Raw genomic sequence first — 23,871 nt, forward strand, 5'->3', positions numbered from 1 at the left:
ACCCTAGCGGAAAACACTGATGGCCGCCCGCAAAGCCGATCACCCGCTACAGCGCAACGAGAAGCGCGCAGGCACTCGGCTTTGCTATCTCCCGCCAGTTACACCATCTCCTGGGGCACGATCCGCGCGACCGCAAAGATCCCTGCGGCCTACCTCGGATGGATACTGCTAACCCGCATACGGCGGCATTGTTCCATTCCCGATCAGCCCAGCAGCCCGAGGGTGCGATAACGTGCAATAATCGCATTGAGGCGTTCAATTTCGCTATCGAGCCGAGCGACTTCGGCGGCGTTTAGATTTGCGCTTCCATAGGCGCGGAATTTTGAATCCAATAATTCCTCGATCTCCTGCCGCAGCAACTCGACATGCTGGGTAACGGAGACAGGGGAAGGGGCGGTGTCGCGGGGAGCGGGAGGGTTCATTTGCTCTTCAAATGTGCGCACAGTTCGAAAAGATGCCCGGCAGCGGGAATGGCGTGAGGTGACAAAGTTACGCAGCTTTACCTAGCACTTGTGCATCTGCATTCAAGGTTCAAGACTTACACTCCGCCAAGAGCGAAAGTTAGGTCGTCAGTGGCACGAGGTCAGTTCCCAAGCGTCGGCGCTCAAGTTGACACTCCTTGAATGAAGTGGATCGAGAATCGAAGCCAAAGATGGGCGACAGTGACGCGACCTTCATTCTGGACTTCGATCGACATGACACCCCCGTTCTGCAGGGGAATTCCGTCCGCGGCCATTTCCGCGAGAGCAGATTTTGCGGCTTCGATTGCGCCGATCAAATCATTAAATTGGTACGGCTCTTCATTGACGAAGTCCCCGTCGAGATCATGACTGAGGAAATAAAACGCCGCCATTTTGGTCTCCGCTCACCTTGCGTGAACCTCCAACTTCTGAGGCCTCGAAAAGTTGCGTCGACCAATGCGCGCTCGGTCCTCGCGGCGATCGTTCCGTTGTTCTAATAGTCAGTGGCGGCCTTGCGGCAGAAGGAGCCCGCTGAGGGGTACAAAGCGGGCTCCGACGAGGCCGGTAAGTTGTTCTCCAGCGAGAACTAACAACGGCCTATACAGGAATAGCTCACAGACGTGGGGTATTGCCAATCAATTCCGGGGCGGCCTTTGCTGAGGGGGAAGTTCCGTCACCACGTATAGGGGTGGGGATGCTCAATTTGGGATAGACCTATGTAATGGTCGGCGGTTGAAGAAATTGGTGGTTGGCTTTTCAGACGCGCTTGAGTTTCTCAAGCGCGATGTTCTTGGTGTGAACTAGCTATAGAACGCTACTCGCCTTTAGGAGGCCACCTGGTGCTATCCGCCGGATAGCCCTTGTTGAGCAAAGCAGCGATGGAACGGCCGCGATCCTTTATGTCGGCCGTGCTTGGTGTAAAGGTGTTCTTCCGTTCGAGTGCCTTCCTGTATCCGTCAACGAGCTCGTGATTGACGTTATCTCGGAGCAGTTCGAGAACGATATCCTCCAGATTTTTCACTCTGTGTTGTAGCCATGCGATTTCGAACTCGCGTTTTTCTTCAGCCGTCGCTTGAAGGCCAAGAGCTTTATCCTGGTTCATAATCTCTCCTGTAAAACTTGATTCTCTACTTTGCGTAATCTAGCGCAAGTTGCGGGAGGTGAAAGCGTGGGATGTGTCAGTTTGAGATTATGCGCGGGTTGCTGAACTTGGTGCCAATACCTGGGGACTATGTGCCAGAGGGCATTTACAGATCGGCATTTCAACCTAAAGTCTTCATCAACCGCGGGGGTTTGATGTGGAAAGCAGTTAGGGAACGATTTCGCCGATTTCACGTCGATCTTAATGTGACGCAGTCGCAGATCGATGACGGCGTTACCAAGGCTATTAACGTGGGAAAGGCACTGGAGCGCGCCTACACTGGGACGGCGAGCGACACTCCACCAGTTTTCTTTGTTGGTTCTTGGGGGAAAGGGACCCAGCTTAGACCGTCTGCGGACATCGACATTATGGCGAATTTTGATTGGAGCGTGTACCAGCGCTTCGAACAGCGCGCCAATAATAAGCAGTCTCAACTCCTGCAGGAGATCCGCGAGAGCTTAGCGGGGCCTTACCCCCAGACCGAGATCCGTGCAGATGGGCAGGTCGTGGTGATCGGCTTTAATACGATCACCGTCGAATTGGTGCCGGTGTTTCGATATCCCAACGGGCAATTCCTTATGCCTGATTCTAACAACGGTGGGCGCTGGAAAATTGTCGATCCTTTTGCTCAGATTGCGCTTGTCGAGCGAGTGGACGCCAAGGCAAATGGCAACCTCAGAGCACTTACGAAAATGGTGAAGCTCTGGAATCGGGAGAAACGAACATCTCTCAAGTCTTTCGTCTTAGAGCTTTTAGTTGCAGAGTTCATGGACGGATACGTTTGGGCAACCCGTGATTACTTTTGGTATGACTATTTTGTTCGTGACTTTTTCCAATTTCTGAGGGCGAAGTCAGGGACATATCTCACCATTCCCGGTACCGGCGAAGCCTATTATGTTGGAACCGACTGGGCCACGCGTGTCGATACCGCTATCGAAAACGCGCTGAGAGCTTGCTATTGGGAATACCACGACTATGACGTCACCGCAGGGCAAGAATGGCAGAAGATATTCGGACCGAGAATACCGATTTACACAGCGTAGAGCAGATGCAGCGCAGTGAGATCGTAGACGAGGCACTGCGCCAGGCCGAGTCTTGCCTTTGGACCTCCACTACACTTTTCATCTGGCTCAGGCAGGTGAGGCGGCAGCGGCAGTTCTATGTCGCAGCGCCTATCATCCTAGGTGCCTTCGCTGGATTCAGCGTTCTACAAAACTTGGTACCAGCGTGGGTAATTGCTTGCGCTTCGCTACTTGCAAGCCTATTCCCTGCGTTGGCCGACGCTTTGAAAATTGAAACAAGCGTGGAAGAAATTTCGCGGTTGGCGTCCGAGTTCAAAGCTCTTCAAGATCGTTTCCGACGCCTAGCCAAAGAGCAGAGCCTTGGCGACGTGAAAGAGGCCAGCGCGATACTGACCGATCTTATGGACAGGCTTGACTCCGCCAGGAGTGTTTCAATTACTCCACCGGAGTCGTGCTTCACAGCTGCACGAAAAAAAATAGAATCCGGCCATTATAATTTTGTAGCCGACGGCCCGAGTGACAGTTCTTCCCAATAAGTTTGCCATTAAACAGACTCGACTCGCTCGCTGATCTCTGTTGCACTTCGGGACATGACAAAGGTTCCGCGTAAGTCATCCCAACCGCTTCTCAGAGAGACTGACGCGCAGCTGCGCAGCCGGCCGCGCATGCCTTGCGATCCGGATCAACCCCAGCTGCAGTTCGATCCGATGCCCGACCGGATCGAGCCGTGCCTGGCGCTCCTAAAATCCAAAGTGCCGACCGGCCCGGATTGGTTGTATGAGATCAAGTGGGACGGCTATCGGTTGGCGGTGCACGTCGAGGCGGGTCGCGTCCGGGTCAGCACGCGCGGCGGCCACGACTGGGCCGATCGTTTTCCGACGATCGCGGAGGAAGCGGCCAAGATCGGAACGACGGCGATCCTTGACGGCGAGGCGGTTGTCTTGGATGAGCAGGGGCGGTCTGACTTCGGCGCTCTTCAGCAGGCCCTCGGCGGCAGGAGCGGAAAGCGGCGTGCATCGGAGGCTATATTTTTCGCCTTCGATCTGCTTTATTTCGATGGTCATGACCTTTCGCGGCTTGACCTGAGCGACCGCCGGCACCTCCTTTATGACCTCCTTAAGGATCGTGCCGGCGGTATTCGGCTGTCGGAGGAATTCGAAGGCACCGGACAGGCGCTCTTCGATGCGGCCTGCGAGCACGGCCTCGAAGGTATCATCGCAAAGCGGCGTGATGCGCCTTACCGTTCCGGCCGCCTCGGCGATTGGGTCAAGGTCAAGTGCATCCAGAGCGACAGCTTCTTCATCGTTGGCTACGAGCCTTCGACCGCGGCGCTCGGCGGGATCGGCCGGCTACTCCTGGCCGCTTATAGGGGTAACGAGCTCGTCTATGTCGGCGGGGTAGGTACAGGCTTTAAAGAGCGTCCGACGTTGAAGCTCCGCGCCGATCTCGACCGTCTCAAGACATCGCGACCGCCGATCGATCTGAAGCGCAAGGGGGTGGTCTGGGTCCAGCCAACGCTCATAGCTGAAATCGAGTATCGAGCATGGACGGATGACGGCAAGCTTCGCCATGCCTCATATAAGGGTCTGCGGGAACAGCAGGACAACGCAGCCGTCTATCGCTCCTAACCCTCGTCATAATACAACTTTCCCAGACGAAATCGATATTTCCGCTAGTGTGGATTGCTCCAAATCAGCAGTGGAGAAGGCGCGCTAACCTATTGACATTTGATTCGAAATTGCTCGGAACGAATCATCTGAGTCGCCGTTGACTCGCGTTAGTTGTGAGTCGGAGGGACGGGCATGGCATCTGGGCATCGCGCACAATGGAAGGGATTCCTGAAGGTCGGAGAAGTCACCTGCGGCGTGGCGCTCTACACCGCGGCATCGACCTCCGAGCGGATTACCTTCAACACCATCAACAAGGCGACTGGCAACCGCGTCAACCGCATATTTGTCGACGGCGAGACCGAGGAGCCTGTTCCGAAGGAGGAGCAGACCAAGGGCTTCGAAATCGACAATGGCCAATACATCATGATTGATCCGGAGGAGGTCGCGGCGGCAATCCCCGAGAGCAACAAGACACTCGACGTTGACGCCTTCATTTCTTGCTCGGACGTTGATGACGTCTTCTTCGACAAGCCATACTACCTCACACCCAACAGGGTCGGCGCGGATGCCTTCACCGCGTTCCGCGACGGCATGAAGAAGGCGAATGTAGCCGCCATCGCGCGCACCGTTCTCTTCCGCCGCGTGCGCACCGTCCTCATCAGACCGCACGGCAAGGGGCTCGTCGCGACGACGCTGAATTTCGACTACGAAGTACGCTCTTCGAAGAAGGCTTTCGAGGAGATGCCGAAGATCAAAACGCAGGTCGAGATGCTCGATCTCGCCAAGCATATCATCGGCACCAAGATGGGTGAATTCAAACCTTCCGAATTTGATGACCGGTATGAGGCAGCCGTCGCTGAGCTTGTAAAGGCGAAGATTGAGGGCAAGGCCCTTCCGAAGAAGGCGCCGGTCAAGGTCTCGGAGCCGAACGACCTTCTCAAGGCGCTCCGCGAAAGCGCGGGGGTCCTTGGTGGCGGACCTGACAAGGCGAAGCGCACTGTAGCAAACGCGAATGCCGGTTCCAGCCGCGCAAAGGCTCGCCGGGCATCTCCCAAGTCTGCGACGGGTGCCGCGTCGCAGCGCAAAGCCAGCTGAGGAGGTGGATCATGGCTCCGCGCCCATATTGGAAAGGCTATCTAAAGCTCAGCCTTGTCACATGCCCAGTGGCTATGATGCCAGCCACCAGCGAGAGTGAAAAGGTCCGTTTCCATACGCTCAACAAAACGACCGGCAACCGGGTTGTTTCGCAGTATGTCGACTCCGTCACCGGTAAGCCGGTCAAGGATGAGAACGAGGCCAAGGGATATGCCCGCGGCGAGAACGACTACGTCATCCTCTCGGACGACGAACTGGACGCCGTCGCGCTGGACACTGTCAAGACGATTGACATCGATAAATTCGTGCCCGCTGAAAGCATCGACTGGATTTATCTCGAAAAGCCTCACTATCTGATGCCTGATGACCCTGTGGGTTATGAAGCCTTCGCCGTCATCAGGGACGCCATGGCTGCCGACCAAGTTGTCGGTGTTTCCAAGCTGGTGGTGGGCCGCAGGGAGCGCGCAGTCGTTCTCGAACCCCGTGGTGACGGTATCGTTCTATGGACCCTTCGGTTCGGGGACGAAGTCCGCCCGGAGGATGCGTACTTCGAAGATATCGACGAAAGGTCCGATCCAAGCCTGGCGCCGCTCGTGCAGGAACTCATCAAGACGAAGACTAAACGATGGTCACCGACCATGGTGACCGATCCGATCCAGGAGGGTCTACTCGCCGTCATCGAGGAGAAGAAGAAGGCCCTCAAGCCGAGAAAGACCGCGAAGGGCACGAAGGAGACCGCTCCAGCCTCGAACGTGGTCAATATCATGGACGCTCTGCGCAAAAGCGTGGAGGCCGAGTTGAAAAACAAGAAGGGGGCAGCGTGAATGGACGACTCTTCTTTCATCGAATTGGAACTTTGCGAACCTTATCCGTTCATGCTTGCTGAGAACGGGCATCTCGCCGTGACCGATGGCAAGACCGTCTGGATTGTTGTGGTCACCGCAGAAGCCATGAAGGCGACCGCCAATCCGCCGGAGGCATCTCGTAGGCGACTTGTGCGATATGCGCTGCAATACCGTGACATGGCTGCAGCGGCTATCCAGCGGGGAAGATCTGAACGGCAAAGTCTGGATCTTCGAGAAGGACGTTCTGGCGTCTGCAAGGCCGCGCTTGCTCAGAAGCGTCCGTGGAGGCACGTATGGCTCAATACATTGAACCGGCCGGACCCAAGCCGTTTTCGACCCTTACGGTTCACCAGCGGGACATGGTGCTGATGGAGATCAGCAAGAGCTTGCACTTTACGGCATTGGCTTCCCGGGCGAGTAAGGATCGCCGCTGGCGTAGGCTCGATGCGTTGGGAAACAAGATCGATCGCGAACATCAAAAGATGGCGGCGGATTTCTCCGAGGCATCCGACCAAGTTGTCCATCAGGCGCTGGGGCTGTTGGCGGAGTGAAGTTACCGCTTCTTGATCTCGTCCAGAACTGTTTTGACTCGTCCGTCGGCGATCAAGGCGAGCATGTTGTTGTCGGCGAGGTTGACCAGGGCGGTGGCAATCTCCTCGTCGCGCCAACCGAGCGATTTGGCGCGTTGTACCAGCATCAAAAACTCAGCCTGCATGGCGAACTCGCACCATACGAGGCGGTCAGGGTGATCTTCGGCGACTATCGGAGGCAAAATATCCATGGCTACAGAATGGTGCGTGTCGGCTTTTGTTCAAGGCCATTGAACGCTAGCAGGCGGTCGTAATAGTCTTCGGCCTTCAGCGCCGCTACTCGCGGGTCTCTCTCATACCCCTGATGGGGTAAAAGCCGTCGACGGACACGTGGCCCGTGGCCGCTCCATTGCCAGAAACCCTTCTTCAGGCCATTCGCTTCATAACGGATGCGGCCGACCTGGATATCGCCGTCCCAACTGCGCGCTTCGCAAAAGGTGGACATTGATTCCGCTAAATCCCGGACAGCAGTTTCACTAAAGTCCGGACAGTTTGACGAGGTTGGCCCTCGGCAGCCTGGTTACCATCAGGGCTGATTGATTTCGCCGTTTTCAGCAGCCGTCAAGAGGGGTGCGTTCTTTTGCTTTCGCATGCTCTCGCCCCGCAGCGTAATGCGATGGGCATTGTGCACGATGCGGTCGAGTATGGCGTCGGCGACGGTGCTATCGGCAATAAGGTCGTGCCAGCTTGCCACGGGGACTTGGGCTGTAATCAGGGTGGATTTTCGCTGATAGCGCTCCTCGACGATTTCGAAGAGGTGGAAGCGCTGCTGATCGGAGAGCGCATGTGTTCCAAAGTCGTCAAGGATGAGGAGCTGGACGCGAGTGAGCTTGTCGATGAGGCGGGGAAAGGAGCCATCGAGGCGGGCAAGCGCGAGATCCTCGAACATGCGCGGCACGCGCACATAGAGCACGGAGTGACCGAGCCTTGCCGCTTGCCTGCCGAAGGCACAGGCCAGCCATGACTTTCCGGTGCCGGTGTGGCCGGTGATGATCAGGCCCTCGTGGGCGGTGAGCCATTGCCCCTGGGCCAGCGCCATGGTGTTGCGCCGGTCGAGAGACCGCGGGCGGCGGCGAAGTCGATATCTTCAATGCTGGCCTGGGCAAAGCGTAGCTTGGCGGAGGCGAGCCGGTTACGGATGCGCTTGTCGGCGCGCAGGGTAACTTCGCGGTCGAGCATTAGGCCGAGCCACTCATCGCGGCTGAGCTCATTGGTGCTGGACTGCTCGGTCAATTCGCGCCAGGCGGCAGCCATACCGGTGAGCCCGAGGGCCTGCATCTGGTCGAGGGTGGGGTTTGTCAGCATTCTTGCTTCCTTCACTGATAGTAGGATCGGCCACGGATATTGGTATGCGCAGGCGTGGGGGCCGCATGTTCAGCCTGCGGTCTTTCCCGGTCGAGGCCGGATTTGAGGATGGAGGCGACGGAGGAATAGGTGATGGCATTGATGGTGAGCGCCCGCTCACAGGCCGCCTCGAGGCGCTGCGATCCATAGCGCGGCGCCAGCGACAGAATGCCCATGGCCGAGCGGTATCCCTGTTCCGGATGCGGCCTGTCGCGCATCATGCGTTCGACCAGGATGGCGGCATTGGGGCCGATCTGGGTCGCACGGCCGATCAGATTGGCCGGCGTGGTGTTGGCATAGCGCTGGTGCGCCTTGGGCATATGGTCGTTGACGGTGACGTGGCCGGAACGCTGGGAGCGGCGAACATGGCTGGCGACACGCTGGTGGTCGTGGAAGATCTCGACCACCCGGTGGGTGAGCCGCACCTGGAGGGTGCATCCGATCAGCCGATGCGGCACCGAGTAGAAGGTCTTGTCGACCTCGACATGATAGTCCGGATGGACCTTCGCCGACTTCCATTCCGCATATTCGAACGGTATCGCCGGCAAGGGCTTCAAGGCTGGCCGCTCGATCTCCTCGAACAGTTCGCGGCGGCTTTTGCCGACATGGCGCATCGTCCGGTTGTTCAGGTCCTCGAGCAATTCGGCAATCGCCGTGTTGAGGGCGGCAAGCGAGAAGAAGGTACGGTTCCTGAGCCGGGCCAGAATCCAGCGTTCCACGATCAATACCGCTCCTTCGACCCGGCCTTTGTCGCGCGGTTTCCGGCTGCGGGTCGGCAGGATCGTGGTGTCGTAATGCTCCGCCATGGCGGCGAACGTCGCAGTCAATGTCGGCTCGAACCAAAGGGCCTTGGCCACCCCCGATTTGAGGTTGTCGCACACGATTGCCTTGGTGACCCCACCATAGAAGGTCAGAGCACGCACCTGACCGTCGATCCAATCCGGCAACTGCTGGCTAAAGCTGGCATGGGCGAAGGTCAGGTTGGAGGCGCCCAGCACCGCGACAAAGATTTGGGCCGGATGGAGGACACCGGTTGCCGGATCGATCACCGGCACCGTCGGCCCGGCATAGTCGGCCCGGCATAGTCGGTCTGCATCACGGCGCCCGCCGCGTGCCGATTACGGAACGCTACACTCGTGCGCTGCCGAAAGGCACCAACCTGCTCGCAGAACCACGTGAAGCCGTAACCATCAGGGTGGTTGGCACGGTATTCCTGCCACAAAAGCGTTAGCGTCACGCCTTTGCGCTTCAGCTCCCGAACCACCAGCGCCCAGTCCGGCTCGCTGAGATCGCGCGGCGGTCGACCGGCCCGGCCGAACAGCCGCCGCTCCAGCTTTGCATCCTCGTCCGCGCCGATTGGCAACGGCCACGAAAGCCCGGCTTCCCGAGCTCGCAGCAAATAGGTCGATACCGAGCTCTTGCCGATCTTCAGCCGCTCGGCAATCTCGCGCACCGAAAGACCCTCTTCGTGGGTCAGGCGCAGAATAGTCCGGATATCCCTCACTGTCGTTCGTCTTGCTTGCTTCCGTCTCGGCATCGGCCCCTCTCAACGTTGTAGTGAGAGGCCTAACCAACAAGACGGCGCAGCCGCGAACCAACCGTCAAACCGCCGCCGGAAACTGTCCGGGATTTAGCGGAATCACTGTCCGGGAATTACTGAAAACTGTGTCCGGAGATTACCGGAAATCCTGTCCGGACTTTTCCGAAACCCGCACCCAACCTTGGAAATCGGTTTTCCAGCTGTCGCGATCGGCTTCAGCCGGCCAGGTCTTGCGCCATTTATATCGCGGGCTGAGCTGTAGTGGTTCCATTGATGCGCAGAAGGCCCACTGAGTGCGGATCTAAGCTTCCGAAACGTTATCGTAAATCTCGGCTATGCTGTTCAAATCAAGCTCCGCGAAACCAAGTAGGTTGTAGAGCTTGCTCGCAACATCCTCGATCGTCTCGCCTTTCACTTGAAGGACCGGGGTTGCCCCGCGCTCACCTTCCTGGAATCTGGCCATGCCCCAAGCGTCGCCAGTGGGCCATAGTGCGATGTGGAGCTCGCCCACCGGGACTGATTCTTCGCATTCGTAAAGGCACGTGGTGAAAAACTGTAGCCCGACCTTATCAGCCGTTTCAGCCAACAGCTTCGGATCTGCTTCGTCCCGCTCTTGGGGCTCGGGCCGGGCATGGTAGAGGCCTTTTGCCAGTTCATATTCTGCAAGGCTGTTCATGGCTTCTCTCCTTGCCTACGACGCCAGCAGTTTGGCGACTGCGCCGGCCTCGCGCCGGGCGTCGGGGTCTTTGTAGGGATAGTGAGCCCAGCACCACCATTCCATCTGGTGCCGCCGACTTGCCGTGGAGAATCCGAATCCTGCGTAGGCGCCACAATGGCAGCGATGCGCGACCAGCTCGGGCGCGCGTTGTAGGGCAGGGCGATCAATATCACTCATGATAACCTCCGTTCTTTTGTTCTTATTATGTTCTCATTTTGAGCGGAGTCAATCAGAGGTTCGCATATCGATGAGAGTTGATCTTCTCCGCAACAATGCGGCCTGCATTGTCGATATCGACATAGCCCAAGAAGACTGCGGGTGTTTTCCAGCGGCCGCCGTCCATCGCTACCTTAATCGGAACACCAAGCTTGATGGCGCGCGTTGCGTATGTGCGCCGTCCTAATGTGTGTGATGGCCGGTATTCGATCTGTGCCCGTCGGCAGACGGCAGCAATGCGATCGTTCACAGACCACCTAGATGAGTAGCGAAAAACCCGCTCGCCCTCCTTCATCGGCAGGTGAGCGATGCGGTAGGCGCACTCGTCCGTGAGATAGGCCGTTGCGTTTGTTTCGGTTTTGGTCTTCGCCAGCCTGATCGTTTTGTTCCTGATGTCGACGTGCTCACCAAGCACGTTACATGCCTCTGAGACGCGCGCCGCGCAGTCCTGCATAAAGAAGACGATGGCGGACAGATGATAGAGGCCGTCGGCGTCTGCCTGGCTAATGAACTTGCTCATCCACTCGCCATTGACCGCCGGAAGCTTTATTGGCTTTTCTGTCTTGAAGGACCGAACACGGATTGCTGAGCACCAGCCGAGCTCATGGGCATGGTTGAGGATAGCTCTCGCCGGCGTCAGCGCCTGCCGATTAATGGTGGCGGCCTTGCAGCCAGGAAAAACCTCTATCCCCATCTGCCGCACTTCGGCAGAGACGATCGTCGCCACCAATCTTCCCCTGAAATACTCAATGACCGGCGCCAAGTAGCGCTGCGATCCGCCCATCCTCAGATAGCTGTCTGCCGCGGCGTCGAAAGTTTTTTCGTTATCGTTGGCCGCCTTCCATCCGTGCTCTGTAAGCATCAAGCCTCCTCTGTTCTAATCAACGGAGGATTAAGTGATATCGCTTAATATGGGAATAAGTGATATCACTTAATGGTTAATCGGGGCGTTTGATGAGCGATGAGACAAAAGGGAAGGGACGCCCGCGGCTGGATCTGGAGCCGGTGCTAGTGAGGCTTCCAAAGGGGACAGCGGAAAAGATTGACGCGCTGGTTGGGAAGAACCGGCGGTCGGAGTTTGTAAGGGATCTGATCGAGCGCGAGTTGGCGAGGCGGGAGGATGCGGGTGATATTGACCGCAGCTGATTGCCCGCGGGTCAATGTACAAGTGGAGGTATCGGTGAAAATACGGCCGGTTGATTTGAAGACTGATGGGCGGTTGCGAGGCCGCCAGATTGTACTTTGTGACTGGAGCCGCTTGATTGTAACTTTGCGCGATACTACACGTCGTAAGCATTTGGTCACCTAAGCCCTACAAGGTCTGCATGGAAGTGAAATTCGCCTGGTGGAACACACGCCTTGCTCCTCCTAACAGCCCTGCATCGAGCGATCCGGCTCATTTTCTCACGATAGCCACTTTGACAGAATACATGCTCTCGGCTGAAGGAGCCAAAATTGTCTTTCTAGGCGAGATCAACGAAGCTTTCGTCTCCAAGCTCGACGAGAGACTTTCGCCATACGGTATTGGCGTCCTTGCGATTGAGGGTAGAGACGGCCGGCTTGCCTTCAATATGGCGGTCATTTACGACCCGCGGGAAGTAGCAATTACAGCCACCACGTATCTGGTCGACCACATCGCGGGTGATCGTAACAAAATTCACTATCAGGTGACCGTTGCCTTGAGAGACGGCACGCCGGTGTCATTTTTCCTCGTGCATTGGCCAAGCCGCGTTTATCAGGTCGAAGAGGGTGCAAAACGATCCGACGTTGCGCAAGCGCTTCGAAGAAAAATCGATCAATTCCTTGAGGTGGATCGAAGGGCGAACCTAATTGTACTGGGCGACTTTAATGACGAACCTTACGATCGATCGATCTCGCACTACTTAATGGCATCTCGCGATGCATCACGGGTCAGAAGTGACTATCGTTTGTTGTACAATCCGTTCTGGAAAAACCTAGTTTCGGGTTCGCTGTACTCGTCTGAAACGCAAGAGACAAACCATAGTGGAACCTATTATCATCGTGGGGATACGGTTCACAAATGGCGTGTATTTGACCAAATAATCTTCTCTGCCTCGTTTCTTGGCGAGTCATCCTGGCACCTCAACGAAGCGGAGACCAGAATATTGGATCTGCGAGAAATGGGCGCAAGCTTAGTCAAACGGCAATATTTTGATCACTATCCAGTCTTAGGCGCGATTGAGAGGCATTTGTAATGAGCGACTTCGATGATGCAATTCAAGCCGGCATATCCGCAGCGCTAGAAGCGACCAAAAAGCGAGCAGAAATTGCCGCCATAATGAAAGAGATTGCCAAAGCACTTGAGGCGGCAACAGAATCGCTCGTCACGCTGCAGTATAAAAAAATAACTCCAACGCTGCAGTCAGTTGCAACCATGCTAACAATGGGAACTCCGACGCGGACGAAGCCCTATTGGGCTATCGTTGCTAAAAGCAAAAAGGATAATTACGAAATACAAATTGCCGAAGCACAGCCAGGAGACGCGGGATATCCGTTTTCGATTGAGTTTGACGGAGGTGAGCTCGTGTCTCATGATCGACAGTCTTTAATCGCAATCATGAAAGAATTGCTTTCTTCACCGCTAACGGGTGAGCAGATCATCAAAATTCAAGAAAGAGCGAAGACGGCAAAGTAAATCTTAGATGACCGTCAGTGGGGCGGGGTCCATTGGTCATTTCTTTTTACCCAACTTTGCCCGCTCGGCCGCGAAATCGAACCGGCCACCGCCAGCTGTTGCCCGCTCAACAGCCAGTTCGTGCGCGCGTTTCCGCGTCCCATAGCGAGCGGTCTTCGGCCCTGGATTGTAGTGGATGCGCTCGCTGTGCCGCTTAATGAAGTTTACGATTTCATCTTGGCTGAAGGTCAGGTGCTTTCTTACCGTGCCGCGGCCGGCGTGGACGAATGCAAGCTCGCCGTGGCGGACAAGGTCGCGTATCGTCGCTGCTGATACGCTTAGAATCCTCGCGACCTCTGGCAGCGATAAAAGCCGAGGCACGCCTAACGACTCAATTCCAGCCAGAAACGCTAATTGCACGTCCTCGGTTCGCCAGCCGAGATCAGGGTCTAGTGGCTGTGCCACACGGGCATAATAGAGCGCAGCGCGTTGGTTATAAGATTTGTCCACTTTAATACCGTAGAAACATAAACGATCTTGCCGCCGGCGCGAACGCCGAAAGCTTGTCAGTGTCTCCTCAGATGTGGTGGTGCGGGCGTAAAGCCTGTGGCGGTTGGTGGCCGCGACTAGAAGTTATTGGCGTGAGATGGAGCGGTCAAGAGCCATCCCGAAGCCGCACGTCACGTTGCAATCCCGACGGCCAGGCGACGCTTTAGATCACGCCTTTGGCGTCCGCGGCTTCAGAACCTTCTTTCGCGGATTCCTGGTTGTCTTCTTTACCTGTTCTGGCGGCGTTTGGCGGGGCTTTTTCACTGTGAGTTTTCGGATCACCTCAGCGATACGCTCTTGCTCCTCTTTGCGCTCCTGCTCCTCAACACTTCGCCAGAACTTGGTATCTTCGCTCCATTCGGTGACGACGTTTTCAAGTTGCGGCGCCGGGTCAATTAACCGCACGATCACGCACCACCCGCGGTCGTCATCCGGGCTATCTATAAAATAGCGACGCTGCACGTTGTAGAAACGGTAGACGTCGTGGAGATGCCACATGGCGATCGTGTCTCCCACGTTTGGAACCGTTCCAGAGAAGTAGTCCTCGTCGGCACAGATATGCGGCGTAAGCGTGCCGTCTGGCTCGATTTCGAAAACTCGTACCCCAAAACCTTCGCTGGCCATCGTTACTCCTGCCGATCGCGCATGCGCACGCCGGGGCCGCCGGGAGTAGTCGCGCCATCCTCAAGGAATATGACCTCCCGCTCGAGCACGGCTCGCAAAGCGTCTAGCGTCGATTGCTTGGCATCTGCACCGTTCTCAATTCGAGTGACCGTATTTGCAGTTACTCCGGCTTTTTCCGCCAGTTCCCTTACGCCCAAGCCTACTGCAGCTCGTGCCATCTTTAATTGAATTGGCTTCATTTTTGTACCCTGTACAAATGCATGTTGACAATGAACCGGAATCGGCTATCTTGTGGGTACAGTGTACAAACACACTGGGACAAACGCAACGAGGAGCGCCATGACAATCCACGCACCCATCTCCCACGCCCACAGAAGTCTTCTTCCGCGCAGTCTGCTTGGCAGACGAGTCGTCCGCAACTACGTCTCCGCATACCGCTTTGCCGTTGGACAGACGGTTATATTCGCATCGACCCCTGCCATCGTCCTGGAGCGCTCTCGCTCGGCGAAGGGCAGGGAACTCTATAAGATTTTCCTCTTCGACAAAGGCGACCGACCATACAGGCACGTGTTCGGATCGGTACTGCAACCAGTTTCTTAGACCCCCGCGGGGGCCGCTTGGCGCGTGAACCGTCGAGCGGGGCGGGTGGTGATGGCTTCACGACGTCGCTGCCCGCTGCCTTTGAGGCGCGTAATGCGCGCCGCTCGGCCACGTCAGCTGCTTGAAGGCATTGGTGACGACCCGTCCCGCAATCAGGCGCTAGATCAGGCGCACACACGCAGCCGCCCGTCCTTATCGTGCCAGACGTAGAACAACCTGCGGACCAAACGTAGGCCGTGTTCAGAGCGATAGGCTTCACGACCGCTTTCAGTTGCGCCAGGTGGTTAATCTGAGAAAGATCACCGAGCGCACAGGTGATGAGAAAATGAGGAAGCGCTTTGGGATGATTTGCGTTTTGCTACGCGGAACCAAAAATCACGTTTTTTCTTCCCCGTTTAGCTATTCAATTAATAAACAGGTCACGACTGCATTAATACGTCGCAAAACTGCCGAACGGGAAAAAATCCTACAAAATTTCTCTCGCCTACAGAGGTTTTCCATAACGCGCGAACAGTCTGAGCACTCCGCGAAATTGGTAATACTTGAGATATTCAATCAAAGTTTCTCGTTTTGCGTTTGAGAAATTATCGAGCTCGTCACCAGATTTCTTTTCGTCACCTATCACATAAAGCCAGTATGAGAACACGTCACCAAAATTCTCCTTTCCGATCACCCCACATTCAATAAGCATCTCTATTCGCTCAAGCCTTCCCAAAAACAAATCGAAAACTTCTCGCAAGTATAGCTCTGTATAAGAGAAATAGTCGTCAAAAGGTAATCCTCGATTCTCGCGGTCAGCCCGAAATTTATCCTCGCTAGCAACATATTGCCTTACATCGCATCTCCGCTTGGAGTGCGGTCGCAGCGCAAGATGGAAATCAAGGGGAGTATATTCCCTTTTATGCTTTGTACCAATTTCGTCTACTACAGTAATCGTTCCCGAATACCAATCGATAACGCGAAGAGCCGTTCTTACGGCTTCGTCCCCATTAAAACGTTCGAATTCGTCCGCCGCCGCTCGCGCTCGTGTCTCTGTATTCGTGCGGTAGTACTGCCATAGCCCAAAGACGCCACCGACCATCACCAGCACTACCGAGGCTAGGTCAGCTAACGAATACGGCTCGGTGGGCAAAAGGGTAGTCATCCATGCAACCTCACTAAGATAGATCGTCATAAAACCTGCGTTATTTTTTCCCGAAAAACATGAGAGGGAAATTTCGGTCGAATAAGGAGATAAAACTCATTTAATTTATTCCTTAATTGTGAAGTTTAACTTCGCGATCCCATATATAGTAGTAGAAATGGTTTATTTCAGAAATTAACGAAGATCTATTAGTAATGATACGAATATTTCTGATTATCATGAAGATAATCTCCTTATCGCTATCTTGGATTATATGAAATCGGCAAGATTAACTCTTTCGATAGATCGACAATATGGCAATCTCAGCTAGAATTGCCCGGAATCTCAACACCCATTCTTTGCAAAGAATAGGCCTGGATTCAACTTACAAAAACACCCCAACGAGTGGAGAGGAACATGGTAACGATCGGGTTGGAGTTTGAAGACCTTACCAAATTCAATAGTGACGCTGATCTCAAGAACTTTATTGTCGACTATCTTGCTGACGCGATAGTAGATCACCTCAATGAGGTTAAAGCGGCTGCAACTAAAGCTGGGGACGTTGCAATAAGTGACCGTGGCGTGACAATCAGCGTTGGTTTTGAGCTATAGAGCAGCAACGCCTTCAGTCGCGAGATTGGAGGCGGTTTCACCCTGAGGTTGATTATCATGGCAAAGAAGGCATTACTTGTTGGACTGAATAAGTATTCGAAGCAAGAATTTAATCTGTCTGGTTGTGTAAATGACTCATTGAGCTTGAGGGATCTGCTCACGGAGTTGTTCGCCTTCCACGGCGAGGACTTTACGATCATCGCAGACGCGGATGCCACTAGAGAAAGGATTACCTCAGAGCTTCGTTCACTGGTAAATGGCTGCAGTAGCGGCGATACACTAGTCTTCGGGTACTCAGGTCATGGAACGCGCATCGTCACACAGGATCTAAACGGTCATCCAGATGGAAAAATAGATGCAATCGTGCCGTACGAGGCCAACTACGCCTCGCTGATAACGAGTCAGCAATTGTTTGACCTGATCACCGCCAGCGTCACGCCCTCAGTCTCGTTTACCGGCATCTATGACTGTTGCCACTCAGGCGCCATCATAAGGGACGTAGAATTCGATGAGAACGAGGAGATGGTGATCGCCGTTCAGAACAGATTTATTCCTATTCCGTTACCGCCGGCGCTGGACACAAAGGAGGTTCTGATTGGGCCTTATAACGTTTTTTCGGCCTGCGCAGATGACGAAACCGCCGCCGATTTAAGAACCGTTCCGACAGAGAATCGCCCGCGGGGCGCGTTTAGCTACGTTCTTCATAAGCTCATACGAGACAACGGACCAAACGTCAGTGTGAGCGCCTTGGAGGCTGCTGCATTACCTTCGATAAAATCAATTAGCAGCCATCAACAAACCCCAGTCTTTTATGCGACTGACATGTCGAACAAGGTTTTCGGATAGCAGATACATTTGTGAAGGAGATCTATTGGGCGGCTCAGTGGCGCCGGCTATCGGGTACTTCACGCCGAAGGTATGGCGATGCAGAGCGAACGGGTTTCGATGCAAGCTCTTCTGGACAAATTTCGTGACCTGGTGGCTGTGCACGACTTGCCCTTTGTATCTTTGTTGGCCACCCTTCCAGGGCGATAGCTGAGGACCATGCGAAGCCGCAATGCCAAACTATTCAAAAATGGCAAATGGCAAATCGCATGCGCCTTCCGGTCCGGATACCGTCTAGGAAAGTTGACCGCGTACAACCGAAATCTCAACGGAAATTTGGGGCCGACAAGGCAGGCGATATCGCTGTCGAAAAGGGGAAGGTTCAGGCCATCCAGAATCAGCAGCACGCCAAGGGGTGTAAGGCTTAAGATCTCGGTGAGAGTCGTCGTCTCTGAGGACTTTCCGAATCGACAGAGCAGGGGCATTTCATCCATAATGACCAAAATGGCAACACATATCGATATGGTACGTTTTATGGTGAAATTTGCACACGTTAACAAATTCAATAACGTAAACGTCCTCAAAAGCGCCTCGATGGCGCTTTTTTTGTTGGGCTCCATGCCCGCTTTCGACGCGCATGCCGCGGTCACCCAGCCACAGAATATTCAGTTTGCAAGCGAAACGCTGACAATCACCCCAGCCAAGGGCGAAGCGCGGAAGTTCACGGTCGAACTTGCGCTGACCGACGCGCAGCGTGAATACGGACTGATGTTCCGCAAATCCATGCCGGCAGATCACGGCATGCTGTTCGATTTTGGCACATCGCGTCAGGTGATGATGTGGATGGAAAACACCCAGCTGCCATTGGACATGCTGTTTCTGGATGAAAAGGGCACCGTTACCCATATCCAGGCAAATGCGGTGCCCTATTCGGAAGACATCATCGATTCCGGGCAGCCTGTGAAATACGTGATCGAACTGAACGGCGGTATAGTCAAGAAACTGGGCCTCGCCGTCGGCGACCGCGTCTCAAGCCCGACGATTGCCAAGGGGCTGAAGAAGTAGGCCTACTTCTTACACAAAAACAACGATTTAAGGGGATTTATTGGTCGGAGTGGAGAGATTCGAACTCCCGACCCTCTGGTCCCAAACCAGATGCGCTACCAGACTGCGCTACACTCCGTACCGATAATGCAGCGGAGATACACGGTTCATACCTCTGCTGCAACAGCTAAAATTGCTCTTCCACCGGCACGCTGCGATTGAACTGCCTTCAAACGAATCCGACGGGTGCGGTCACGATCTTCCGGTCTGCACCATAGTCGCGTTCGTGGGACGACCGGTCATTGTTGTTGGTGCGCAGGCCCGTCTTATACTCTTGAAACATCCCGTCGGCGTAGGTGCCGGTATCGTCAGTTTCGATCGGTTCGTCCCGCTTGGTCGAAAAAATTTTGAAGATCATTATTCGTATCCCTCCAGATCGCCGCTTTAACGTCTTGGCCTCGACTGCGTTCCATCATACATGAGAAAGTGTTAAAAAATTAACCATGTTTGTTAGTTAGTCGACCGGCTGGTTATCATTGTTCCGATTGCCATTTTTGCTTGAACGCAGAGGGATTCGCGGCTAAGCAAAATCGGTATTCCCATGGGGTCCGTGGCTCGATCTTCCGGTCAGCAGCCCCCGCATCGGAATGAAATGGATTGGTTTTCGCCCTTTCGGTGCGAGACGATAGAGGCAAGGCGGGAAATTCCCGCGTCATCAGGAGGCGCTGCAGAGATGTCTGCCAAGATTTACCGTCCCGCGAAAACGGCCATGCAGTCGGGCAAGGCGAAAACGAACGTGTGGGTTCTTGAATTCGATCAGGAAATGCCGCGCAAGATCGACCCGATCATGGGTTACACCTCGTCCGGCGATATGCGTCAGCAGTTGAAGCTGACCTTCGAGAGCCAGGAGCAGGCGGAAGAATACGCCAAGCGCAACGGTATCGAATACCGCGTGATCGCTCCGAAGGAATCGATCAGGCAGGTTCTTTCCTACACCGACAATTTCCGCTTCAATCGCACGCAGCCCTGGACGCACTGAGCGTTTATCGCTTATTGCCTTTTTCACTGCCGGCTCAGCACGGCGGTGCTTGGGCCCCTTAGCTCAGCTGGATAGAGCAAGTGCCTTCTAAGCACTAGGTCGCAGGTTCGAGCCCTGCAGGGGTCGCCATAATCCACGGTTTCGAGCCGCCTGAGGTCCAACTGAGGTCAGTCGCGGCCGGCGCTAGGACGCAGTTCTGCAAGCGCGGACAGCGGTCGCCCGGTCTGGACCGGGTGGCCTGTGGCACTATTCAGATTTCTGTCTGGCGGCCGCTGTCGGCTCAAGACAATCAGTTCCGCAGACGACCGCAACGGATTTACTGTAATGTACTTCCCTTGGGACGCATCGCCTGTAACATCGCTATCCGGAAGCTCGTGCAGCCTTCAGTCAGGAGTGGCGTAGCGGGGTGGGTGTGATGAGACGGCAGTTGGCAATATTCGCTTTTGCACTCTTGTTGGCGAATCCCCCTGTTGCGCAGGAAGCGACAAAATCCGACACGTTGCGACAGGCGCGTTGCGAGGCGCCGGCGGACCCGCCTTTCAAGGACGGCTTGCTTCCAAAGGACGCAATTGCGGCGCTGAAGGACGGACAGGCGGTCGACCTGGACGACAATCCCATCCACCACATTTAGGCCGGCCTCCAATGAACCCCGTGCTATCCGATCTGCTCAACGCCCCGTCGCCCGATCAGGTCTCTCAGGTCATCTCGCATTCTATTGCCCCCTCCTTTCTTCTGGGGGCAGTAGCAGGCTTCGTTTCGCTGTTGTCATCGCGCCTGAACGGGATTCTGGACCGCATACGCGACCTGAACACGCTCCCCGAAAACGAGCACGCAATGAGCCATCTAAGGGCAGATCTGCCGAGGCTCAGGCGACGGGCGCGGCTCGTCAACAGGGCCATATTCTACGCGGTCATCAGCGGTGTCGTGGCCACGCTTCTGGTCATCTTCTCGTTCATCAGCGCATTTTTCGGGCGGCAGCACGTGCTTGGTGCCGGCTTCCTGTTTCTGGTCGCGCTTTCTCTCCTCGCGGCGGCGCTTATCATCCTGGCGGTCGAGGTGCGCATTGCTCTCAACGAGTTCGACGAATTCGATCACCATGCCGTCGGTCTCGATCCTGGGAGTTCCGACCCGCGACTTCGCTGACAACTAGCCTGCCTCGTCGATCCTACAGTGCATGTGGTGGATGTTCACTCGAGCCGAACCACAACCGGGATTGCTGCGCTACCGAAAAGCTACCGCAACAGGCCGTCGCTTCCGAATTCGTCCCATCCGCTCAAACCGGAAGCGTTCCCGCTGTAGCTTGCAGGCCTAACAACCCGCTTCAACCTGCTTTCGCCTCTCCGGGAGGCGGTCCGTAAGCGCTCAGAATCGCCGCAAGGAGACCGGGAAAGCGGTCGTCCACCTCCATGCAGCGCGAATGATTGCGCATCTCCACGCCATGGCGCTCACACCGGATGAGGCCTGCCTCACGCAGCACCTTGATATGTTGCGATAGCGACGATTTGGGGATGACGCGTGCGCCCAAATTGGAAAAGGCAGTGCAGGTGCCCCCGGAGCCGATGCCCGCAATTTGCGCATAGATAGCGACCCGCTCCGGATCGGAGAGGGCATACAGGATCGCTTCGGGCCGAACGTCCTCGATTGCTGGGTGAAAGAGCGGTCTCATGAATTTTTATATAGGGGCACTTGACATTGGGATCAACAGTTCTGAATTTCTGAACTAAGGAACAATGCCGCCAATTCCGGCGGCAATCCTGGTCGAAAGGAACGAACATGTCGAAGCTCGCTGGAAAAGTCGCCGTCGTGACGGGCGCCTCCAAGGGGATCGGTGCCGCCATCGCCAAGGCGCTGGCCGCTGAAGGAGCGAAGGTCGTCGTGAATTACGCTTCAAGCAAGGCGGGCGCGGATGCCGTCGTGCGGGCAATCAGCGAGGCCGGCGGCAAGGCGATCGCGGTCCAGGGCGATGTCTCCAAGGCCGAACAGGCAAAGGGACTGATAGATGCTGCGGTCAGGGAATTCGGCCATCTCGACATTCTGGTCAATAATTCCGGCGTCTACGAATTCGGAGCGATCGAGGAAATTACCGAGAAACACTACCACCGCATGTTCGATGTGAACGTGCTGGGCTTGCTGCTGACGACCCAGGCGGCGGTCAAGCACATTGGTGAGGGCGGCAGCGTGATCAATATCTCGTCCGTGGTGACCAGCCTGGCGCCGCCGGCCTCCTCCGTCTACACCGGGACCAAGGGAGCGGTGGACGCCATCACCAGCGTGCTTGCCCATGAATTGGGTCCGCGCAAAATCCGGGTCAACGGCATCCTTCCGGGTATTGTCGAGACGGAGGGTACTCACACCGCAGGGTTCATCGGTTCGGATTTTGAGCGCAATGCAGTGGCTCAGACGCCGCTTGGTCGTGTCGGCCAACCGGACGATATCGCCGCGATCGCGGTTTTCCTCGCTTCTGACGATGCGCGCTGGCTGACGGGCGAGCGACTGGTTGCCAGCGGCGGTTTCCGCTGACGGCAGGCTGAAACCGTGCGTGCCTCTTCGCGGGCACGCACATCGCGAGGCGTCCAAAGCGATCCGGTCGGGACGCGATCGCTTGTCGGCTCCAGGGAGCCGCGAGCGGGTCTTCCGCTCACGACCTCCAGGCCCATTCTCGATTGATCATTTTTGATCAAGTTACCTTTCGGTTTGCAATCTCTGCAGTGCTAATTTCTCTCCAAGGAGGAGAGCAGGCCGTCCCCTAGGGCGGCTCGCAGAAACGCGCCAATCAGTCCTCTCCTTCAGTTCCAGTTGAGCTGGCCGGCCATGGTGTCGGGCCCGGAGGAGATGAAATGGACGACCTCGAATATGGAGTTCGCAACAAGCGCGGAGACTGGGCGCCGAACGATCCTGTCCAGTATGCGCCGCTGTTCCTTTTCCCAACCCGCATCAAGGCGATCCTGAAATGGTTGCCGCATTACTTCCTTCCATGGAATCTCATTTTCGCGGCTTCTGCCGTCGCCTATTGGGCATGGGCCATCCCGCCGATGGAGACGATGCGGACCTTGGGTGTCGGCTGGATTGCGTGGCTCTACGCCGTAAACGCGATCTGCGTGTTCTTCTTCTTCGGCGCCTTCGAGCTCCATCTCTATGTGCTGAGAAGGCAGAAGAACCGCTTTAAATACAACGGAAAGTTTCCGTCGGAGCAGAAGAGCAAGGCCTTTTGGTTCGAGAGCCAGAACGTTGACAACATTCTGCGGACCTTCCTGTCCGGCGTGACCGTCTGGACCGCGGTCGAGGTTGCGATGCTCTGGGCCTATGCCAATGGCTATGCGCCGTGGCTGAGTTTTGCGGAACGTCCCTGGACGCTGGCTTGCGTTGCGCTGGTTGTCCCCATCATCCACGAGTTCCACTTCTTCTGCATCCACCGGCTGATCCACACGCCGCTTCTCTACAAGTGGGTCCACTCGGTGCACCACAACTCCGTGAACCCATCGCCCTGGTCCTCGCTTTCCATGCATCCGGTGGAGCACCTGCTTTATTTCGGAACTGCGTTCTATCATCTCATCCTGCCGTCCAATCCGATCATCATGCTCTACCAGCTTCATTATGCAGGTTTCGGAGCGATCCCCGGACATGTCGGCTTCGACAAGGTCGAAGTCGGCGACGACAGGCTGGTCGACAGCCACGCCTATGCTCATTACCTGCATCACAAATTCTTCGAGGTGAACTACGGCGACGCGCTGATCCCGCTCGATAAATGGTTCGGCACCTGGCACGACGGTTCCGCGGAAGGCGATGCGCGCATGCAGGAACGCTACCGCAAGCGCAAGGAGAAGCTTGCGGTCCGCAAGGCGAGGGGCGACGTCCAGGAGGCTGCAAAATGAGCAACTGGATATCGGTCGGCCCGCTTTCAGACATCGAACAGGAAGGCGTCATCCGCTTCGACCACGGGGGTCGCACCTTTGCGGTCTTCCGGGGGCCGGACGACAGCGTCTACTGCACCGCAGGCCTTTGCACCCACGAGGCGGTACACCTCGCTGACGGACTGGTGATGGATTTCGAGGTGGAGTGTCCCAAGCACTCCGGAGCCTTCGATTACCGTTCGGGCGAGGCGATGCGGCTGCCCGCCTGCGAGAACCTCAAGACCTATCCCGCCGAGGTTGTCGACGGTGAGGTTTGCGTGGCCCTCGCGTGATCGCGTGAGATTCCGTTTGGGCCACGAAGGCCTCCGGCATGCTTTTCTGGATGGA

The 23,871-nt window shown here is 55.9% G+C and carries 32 protein-coding genes, 2 tRNA genes and 2 pseudogenes; 19 read left to right on the forward strand and 17 right to left on the reverse strand.

What is annotated here, in order from left to right; translation table 11 throughout:
- Positions 1-203: 203 nt before the first annotated feature.
- The 3 genes from DTW90_RS23520 to DTW90_RS23530 form a co-directional block, all read right to left on the reverse strand.
- Positions 204-422 (reverse strand): hypothetical protein, encoded by a 219-nt coding sequence (locus DTW90_RS23520; RefSeq protein ID WP_149341318.1) that lies wholly within the window; start codon positions 420-422, stop codon positions 204-206.
- Between the two features lie 182 nt (positions 423-604).
- Positions 605-853 carry a hypothetical protein gene (locus DTW90_RS23525; protein ID WP_149341320.1) on the reverse strand — a complete coding sequence of 83 codons (249 nt, stop codon included), beginning with the start codon at positions 851-853 and terminating at the stop codon, positions 605-607.
- Between the two features lie 422 nt (positions 854-1,275).
- Positions 1,276-1,563 (reverse strand): hypothetical protein, encoded by a 288-nt coding sequence (locus tag DTW90_RS23530; protein ID WP_149341322.1) that lies wholly within the window; start codon positions 1,561-1,563, stop codon positions 1,276-1,278.
- 194 nt (positions 1,564-1,757) lie between these two features.
- Between DTW90_RS23530 and DTW90_RS23535 the strand changes: the two genes are divergently transcribed.
- The 6 genes from DTW90_RS23535 (at position 1,758) to DTW90_RS23560 (ending at position 6,725) form a co-directional block, all read left to right on the forward strand.
- Positions 1,758-2,645 carry a nucleotidyltransferase gene (locus DTW90_RS23535; protein WP_149341324.1) on the forward strand — a complete coding sequence of 296 codons (888 nt, stop codon included), beginning with the start codon at positions 1,758-1,760 and terminating at the stop codon, positions 2,643-2,645.
- Complete coding sequence (locus tag DTW90_RS23540) at positions 2,600-3,160, forward strand: hypothetical protein (RefSeq protein WP_149341326.1); 561 nt, start codon at positions 2,600-2,602, stop codon at positions 3,158-3,160. Before DTW90_RS23535 ends, DTW90_RS23540 begins: the two co-directional genes overlap by 46 nt.
- Before the next feature lie 54 nt (positions 3,161-3,214).
- Positions 3,215-4,252 carry a non-homologous end-joining DNA ligase gene (gene ligD, locus DTW90_RS23545; RefSeq protein ID WP_149341328.1) on the forward strand — a complete coding sequence of 346 codons (1,038 nt, stop codon included), beginning with the start codon at positions 3,215-3,217 and terminating at the stop codon, positions 4,250-4,252.
- Between the two features lie 174 nt (positions 4,253-4,426).
- Positions 4,427-5,329: a Ku protein gene (locus DTW90_RS23550; RefSeq protein ID WP_149341330.1), complete on the forward strand. Its 903-nt coding sequence runs from the start codon at positions 4,427-4,429 to the stop codon at positions 5,327-5,329.
- An 11-nt stretch (positions 5,330-5,340) separates the two neighbouring features.
- Entirely contained in the window at positions 5,341-6,153 is an 813-nt protein-coding gene (locus tag DTW90_RS23555; protein WP_149341331.1) for a Ku protein, read from the forward strand.
- Positions 6,154-6,467: 314 nt separating this feature from the next.
- Positions 6,468-6,725, forward strand: coding sequence for a hypothetical protein (locus DTW90_RS23560; protein ID WP_149341333.1), 258 nt, complete (start codon positions 6,468-6,470; stop codon positions 6,723-6,725).
- A 2-nt stretch (positions 6,726-6,727) separates the two neighbouring features.
- Here DTW90_RS23560 and DTW90_RS23565 read toward each other — a convergent pair whose 3' ends face one another.
- The 7 genes and pseudogenes from DTW90_RS23565 to DTW90_RS23595 all read right to left on the reverse strand — a co-directional run bounded on the left by DTW90_RS23565 (position 6,728) and on the right by DTW90_RS23595 (position 11,309).
- Entirely contained in the window at positions 6,728-6,889 is a 162-nt protein-coding gene (locus DTW90_RS23565; protein ID WP_188080024.1) for a hypothetical protein, read from the reverse strand.
- Between the two features lie 68 nt (positions 6,890-6,957).
- Positions 6,958-7,209, reverse strand: a complete 252-nt coding sequence (locus tag DTW90_RS23570; RefSeq protein ID WP_149341337.1) for a hypothetical protein — start codon at positions 7,207-7,209, stop codon at positions 6,958-6,960.
- An 81-nt stretch (positions 7,210-7,290) separates the two neighbouring features.
- Positions 7,291-8,069, reverse strand: a pseudogene (istB, locus tag DTW90_RS23575) (IS21-like element ISRsp2 family helper ATPase IstB).
- An 11-nt stretch (positions 8,070-8,080) separates the two neighbouring features.
- Positions 8,081-9,645, reverse strand: a pseudogene (gene istA, locus DTW90_RS23580) (IS21-like element ISRsp2 family transposase).
- A 304-nt stretch (positions 9,646-9,949) separates the two neighbouring features.
- Positions 9,950-10,324: a hypothetical protein gene (locus DTW90_RS23585; RefSeq protein WP_149341339.1), complete on the reverse strand. Its 375-nt coding sequence runs from the start codon at positions 10,322-10,324 to the stop codon at positions 9,950-9,952.
- A 15-nt stretch (positions 10,325-10,339) separates the two neighbouring features.
- Positions 10,340-10,543 (reverse strand): hypothetical protein, encoded by a 204-nt coding sequence (locus DTW90_RS23590; protein ID WP_149341341.1) that lies wholly within the window; start codon positions 10,541-10,543, stop codon positions 10,340-10,342.
- Between the two features lie 52 nt (positions 10,544-10,595).
- On the reverse strand, positions 10,596-11,309 hold the full coding sequence (locus DTW90_RS23595) for a tyrosine-type recombinase/integrase (RefSeq protein WP_188080025.1): 714 nt from the start codon (positions 11,307-11,309) through the stop codon (positions 10,596-10,598).
- Positions 11,310-11,536: 227 nt separating this feature from the next.
- On the opposite strand from DTW90_RS23595, the gene DTW90_RS23600 reads away from it, so the two are divergent.
- From DTW90_RS23600 to DTW90_RS23610, 3 genes are all read left to right on the forward strand, one after another.
- Positions 11,537-11,728: a ribbon-helix-helix domain-containing protein gene (locus DTW90_RS23600; protein WP_149341345.1), complete on the forward strand. Its 192-nt coding sequence runs from the start codon at positions 11,537-11,539 to the stop codon at positions 11,726-11,728.
- A 179-nt stretch (positions 11,729-11,907) separates the two neighbouring features.
- Positions 11,908-12,798 (forward strand): endonuclease/exonuclease/phosphatase family protein, encoded by an 891-nt coding sequence (locus DTW90_RS23605; protein WP_149341347.1) that lies wholly within the window; start codon positions 11,908-11,910, stop codon positions 12,796-12,798.
- Positions 12,798-13,238 carry a hypothetical protein gene (locus tag DTW90_RS23610; protein ID WP_149341349.1) on the forward strand — a complete coding sequence of 147 codons (441 nt, stop codon included), beginning with the start codon at positions 12,798-12,800 and terminating at the stop codon, positions 13,236-13,238. The genes DTW90_RS23605 and DTW90_RS23610 overlap by 1 nt, the downstream gene beginning before the upstream one ends.
- 36 nt (positions 13,239-13,274) lie before the next feature.
- Here the strand turns inward: DTW90_RS23610 and DTW90_RS23615 are convergent, their stop codons facing one another.
- The 4 genes from DTW90_RS23615 to DTW90_RS23635 all read right to left on the reverse strand — a co-directional run bounded on the left by DTW90_RS23615 (position 13,275) and on the right by DTW90_RS23635 (position 16,164).
- The gene (locus DTW90_RS23615; RefSeq protein WP_149341351.1) at positions 13,275-13,727 is read right to left on the reverse strand and encodes a helix-turn-helix domain-containing protein; all 453 of its coding nucleotides are present in this window, start codon (positions 13,725-13,727) and stop codon (positions 13,275-13,277) included.
- A gap of 207 nt (positions 13,728-13,934) precedes the next feature.
- Complete coding sequence (locus DTW90_RS23620) at positions 13,935-14,390, reverse strand: hypothetical protein (RefSeq protein WP_149341353.1); 456 nt, start codon at positions 14,388-14,390, stop codon at positions 13,935-13,937.
- A gap of 2 nt (positions 14,391-14,392) precedes the next feature.
- On the reverse strand, positions 14,393-14,629 hold the full coding sequence (locus DTW90_RS23625) for a helix-turn-helix transcriptional regulator (protein ID WP_149341355.1): 237 nt from the start codon (positions 14,627-14,629) through the stop codon (positions 14,393-14,395).
- 845 nt (positions 14,630-15,474) lie between these two features.
- The gene (locus DTW90_RS23635) at positions 15,475-16,164 is read right to left on the reverse strand and encodes a hypothetical protein (protein ID WP_149341358.1); all 690 of its coding nucleotides are present in this window, start codon (positions 16,162-16,164) and stop codon (positions 15,475-15,477) included.
- Between the two features lie 366 nt (positions 16,165-16,530).
- On the opposite strand from DTW90_RS23635, the gene DTW90_RS23640 reads away from it, so the two are divergent.
- The 3 genes from DTW90_RS23640 (at position 16,531) to DTW90_RS23650 (ending at position 18,615) form a co-directional block, all read left to right on the forward strand.
- Positions 16,531-16,725, forward strand: coding sequence for a hypothetical protein (locus DTW90_RS23640; protein WP_149341360.1), 195 nt, complete (start codon positions 16,531-16,533; stop codon positions 16,723-16,725).
- A 57-nt stretch (positions 16,726-16,782) separates the two neighbouring features.
- Positions 16,783-17,571 carry a caspase family protein gene (locus DTW90_RS23645; RefSeq protein ID WP_149341362.1) on the forward strand — a complete coding sequence of 263 codons (789 nt, stop codon included), beginning with the start codon at positions 16,783-16,785 and terminating at the stop codon, positions 17,569-17,571.
- Between the two features lie 501 nt (positions 17,572-18,072).
- Positions 18,073-18,615, forward strand: coding sequence for a DUF192 domain-containing protein (locus DTW90_RS23650; RefSeq protein ID WP_149341592.1), 543 nt, complete (start codon positions 18,073-18,075; stop codon positions 18,613-18,615).
- A 41-nt stretch (positions 18,616-18,656) separates the two neighbouring features.
- Here the strand turns inward: DTW90_RS23650 and DTW90_RS23655 are convergent.
- Both DTW90_RS23655 and DTW90_RS23660 read right to left on the reverse strand, forming a co-directional pair.
- Positions 18,657-18,733 (reverse strand) — tRNA-Pro (locus DTW90_RS23655).
- A 90-nt stretch (positions 18,734-18,823) separates the two neighbouring features.
- Positions 18,824-19,012, reverse strand: a complete 189-nt coding sequence (locus tag DTW90_RS23660) for a hypothetical protein (protein ID WP_132523926.1) — start codon at positions 19,010-19,012, stop codon at positions 18,824-18,826.
- A gap of 315 nt (positions 19,013-19,327) precedes the next feature.
- On the opposite strand from DTW90_RS23660, the gene DTW90_RS23665 reads away from it, so the two are divergent.
- The 4 genes from DTW90_RS23665 (at position 19,328) to DTW90_RS23680 (ending at position 20,776) form a co-directional block, all read left to right on the forward strand.
- On the forward strand, positions 19,328-19,633 hold the full coding sequence (locus DTW90_RS23665) for an ETC complex I subunit (RefSeq protein WP_132523925.1): 306 nt from the start codon (positions 19,328-19,330) through the stop codon (positions 19,631-19,633).
- A gap of 52 nt (positions 19,634-19,685) precedes the next feature.
- Positions 19,686-19,762: transfer RNA gene (locus DTW90_RS23670), tRNA-Arg, on the forward strand.
- Positions 19,763-20,060: 298 nt separating this feature from the next.
- On the forward strand, positions 20,061-20,264 hold the full coding sequence (locus DTW90_RS23675) for a hypothetical protein (RefSeq protein ID WP_149341364.1): 204 nt from the start codon (positions 20,061-20,063) through the stop codon (positions 20,262-20,264).
- Positions 20,265-20,275: 11 nt separating this feature from the next.
- On the forward strand, positions 20,276-20,776 hold the full coding sequence (locus DTW90_RS23680) for a DUF2721 domain-containing protein (protein WP_132523923.1): 501 nt from the start codon (positions 20,276-20,278) through the stop codon (positions 20,774-20,776).
- A 178-nt stretch (positions 20,777-20,954) separates the two neighbouring features.
- Here the strand turns inward: DTW90_RS23680 and DTW90_RS23685 are convergent, their stop codons facing one another.
- Positions 20,955-21,299 carry a helix-turn-helix domain-containing protein gene (locus DTW90_RS23685; RefSeq protein ID WP_132523922.1) on the reverse strand — a complete coding sequence of 115 codons (345 nt, stop codon included), beginning with the start codon at positions 21,297-21,299 and terminating at the stop codon, positions 20,955-20,957.
- Positions 21,300-21,406: 107 nt separating this feature from the next.
- Between DTW90_RS23685 and DTW90_RS23690 the strand changes: the two genes are divergently transcribed.
- The 3 genes from DTW90_RS23690 to DTW90_RS23700 all read left to right on the forward strand — a co-directional run bounded on the left by DTW90_RS23690 (position 21,407) and on the right by DTW90_RS23700 (position 23,816).
- The gene (locus DTW90_RS23690) at positions 21,407-22,153 is read left to right on the forward strand and encodes a glucose 1-dehydrogenase (RefSeq protein WP_149341366.1); all 747 of its coding nucleotides are present in this window, start codon (positions 21,407-21,409) and stop codon (positions 22,151-22,153) included.
- 317 nt (positions 22,154-22,470) lie between these two features.
- Positions 22,471-23,505, forward strand: coding sequence for a sterol desaturase family protein (locus tag DTW90_RS23695; RefSeq protein ID WP_149341367.1), 1,035 nt, complete (start codon positions 22,471-22,473; stop codon positions 23,503-23,505).
- Positions 23,502-23,816 (forward strand): MocE family 2Fe-2S type ferredoxin, encoded by a 315-nt coding sequence (locus DTW90_RS23700; protein WP_149341369.1) that lies wholly within the window; start codon positions 23,502-23,504, stop codon positions 23,814-23,816. The genes DTW90_RS23695 and DTW90_RS23700 overlap by 4 nt, the downstream gene beginning before the upstream one ends.
- The last annotated feature ends 55 nt before the right edge of the window (positions 23,817-23,871 follow it).

Origin of the sequence: Neorhizobium sp. P12A (genome assembly GCF_008365395.1) — a bacterium.
Classification (GTDB): Bacteria; Pseudomonadota; Alphaproteobacteria; order Rhizobiales; family Rhizobiaceae; genus Rhizobium.

Excerpts from the sequence above, each read along its gene's own strand:
- DTW90_RS23520 (WP_149341318.1), bottom strand. The coding sequence starts at position 422 with ATGAACCCTCCCGCTCCCCGCGACACCGCCCCTTCCCCTGTCTCCGTT.
- DTW90_RS23525 (WP_149341320.1), bottom strand. The coding sequence starts at position 853 with ATGGCGGCGTTTTATTTCCTCAGTCATGATCTCGACGGGGACTTCGTC.
- DTW90_RS23530 (WP_149341322.1), bottom strand. The coding sequence starts at position 1,563 with ATGAACCAGGATAAAGCTCTTGGCCTTCAAGCGACGGCTGAAGAAAAA.
- DTW90_RS23535 (WP_149341324.1), top strand. The coding sequence starts at position 1,758 with ATGTGGAAAGCAGTTAGGGAACGATTTCGCCGATTTCACGTCGATCTT.
- DTW90_RS23540 (WP_149341326.1), top strand. The coding sequence starts at position 2,600 with ATGGCAGAAGATATTCGGACCGAGAATACCGATTTACACAGCGTAGAG.
- ligD (WP_149341328.1), top strand. The coding sequence starts at position 3,215 with ATGACAAAGGTTCCGCGTAAGTCATCCCAACCGCTTCTCAGAGAGACT.
- DTW90_RS23550 (WP_149341330.1), top strand. The coding sequence starts at position 4,427 with ATGGCATCTGGGCATCGCGCACAATGGAAGGGATTCCTGAAGGTCGGA.
- DTW90_RS23555 (WP_149341331.1), top strand. The coding sequence starts at position 5,341 with ATGGCTCCGCGCCCATATTGGAAAGGCTATCTAAAGCTCAGCCTTGTC.
- DTW90_RS23560 (WP_149341333.1), top strand. The coding sequence starts at position 6,468 with ATGGCTCAATACATTGAACCGGCCGGACCCAAGCCGTTTTCGACCCTT.
- DTW90_RS23565 (WP_188080024.1), bottom strand. The coding sequence starts at position 6,889 with ATGCAGGCTGAGTTTTTGATGCTGGTACAACGCGCCAAATCGCTCGGT.
- DTW90_RS23570 (WP_149341337.1), bottom strand. The coding sequence starts at position 7,209 with ATGTCCACCTTTTGCGAAGCGCGCAGTTGGGACGGCGATATCCAGGTC.
- DTW90_RS23585 (WP_149341339.1), bottom strand. The coding sequence starts at position 10,324 with ATGAACAGCCTTGCAGAATATGAACTGGCAAAAGGCCTCTACCATGCC.
- DTW90_RS23590 (WP_149341341.1), bottom strand. The coding sequence starts at position 10,543 with ATGAGTGATATTGATCGCCCTGCCCTACAACGCGCGCCCGAGCTGGTC.
- DTW90_RS23600 (WP_149341345.1), top strand. The coding sequence starts at position 11,537 with ATGAGCGATGAGACAAAAGGGAAGGGACGCCCGCGGCTGGATCTGGAG.
- DTW90_RS23605 (WP_149341347.1), top strand. The coding sequence starts at position 11,908 with ATGGAAGTGAAATTCGCCTGGTGGAACACACGCCTTGCTCCTCCTAAC.
- DTW90_RS23610 (WP_149341349.1), top strand. The coding sequence starts at position 12,798 with ATGAGCGACTTCGATGATGCAATTCAAGCCGGCATATCCGCAGCGCTA.
- DTW90_RS23620 (WP_149341353.1), bottom strand. The coding sequence starts at position 14,390 with ATGGCCAGCGAAGGTTTTGGGGTACGAGTTTTCGAAATCGAGCCAGAC.
- DTW90_RS23625 (WP_149341355.1), bottom strand. The coding sequence starts at position 14,629 with ATGAAGCCAATTCAATTAAAGATGGCACGAGCTGCAGTAGGCTTGGGC.
- DTW90_RS23635 (WP_149341358.1), bottom strand. The coding sequence starts at position 16,164 with ATGACGATCTATCTTAGTGAGGTTGCATGGATGACTACCCTTTTGCCC.
- DTW90_RS23640 (WP_149341360.1), top strand. The coding sequence starts at position 16,531 with ATGGTAACGATCGGGTTGGAGTTTGAAGACCTTACCAAATTCAATAGT.
- DTW90_RS23645 (WP_149341362.1), top strand. The coding sequence starts at position 16,783 with ATGGCAAAGAAGGCATTACTTGTTGGACTGAATAAGTATTCGAAGCAA.
- DTW90_RS23650 (WP_149341592.1), top strand. The coding sequence starts at position 18,073 with ATGGTACGTTTTATGGTGAAATTTGCACACGTTAACAAATTCAATAAC.
- DTW90_RS23660 (WP_132523926.1), bottom strand. The coding sequence starts at position 19,012 with ATGATCTTCAAAATTTTTTCGACCAAGCGGGACGAACCGATCGAAACT.
- DTW90_RS23665 (WP_132523925.1), top strand. The coding sequence starts at position 19,328 with ATGTCTGCCAAGATTTACCGTCCCGCGAAAACGGCCATGCAGTCGGGC.
- DTW90_RS23680 (WP_132523923.1), top strand. The coding sequence starts at position 20,276 with ATGAACCCCGTGCTATCCGATCTGCTCAACGCCCCGTCGCCCGATCAG.
- DTW90_RS23685 (WP_132523922.1), bottom strand. The coding sequence starts at position 21,299 with ATGAGACCGCTCTTTCACCCAGCAATCGAGGACGTTCGGCCCGAAGCG.
- DTW90_RS23690 (WP_149341366.1), top strand. The coding sequence starts at position 21,407 with ATGTCGAAGCTCGCTGGAAAAGTCGCCGTCGTGACGGGCGCCTCCAAG.
- DTW90_RS23695 (WP_149341367.1), top strand. The coding sequence starts at position 22,471 with ATGGACGACCTCGAATATGGAGTTCGCAACAAGCGCGGAGACTGGGCG.
- DTW90_RS23700 (WP_149341369.1), top strand. The coding sequence starts at position 23,502 with ATGAGCAACTGGATATCGGTCGGCCCGCTTTCAGACATCGAACAGGAA.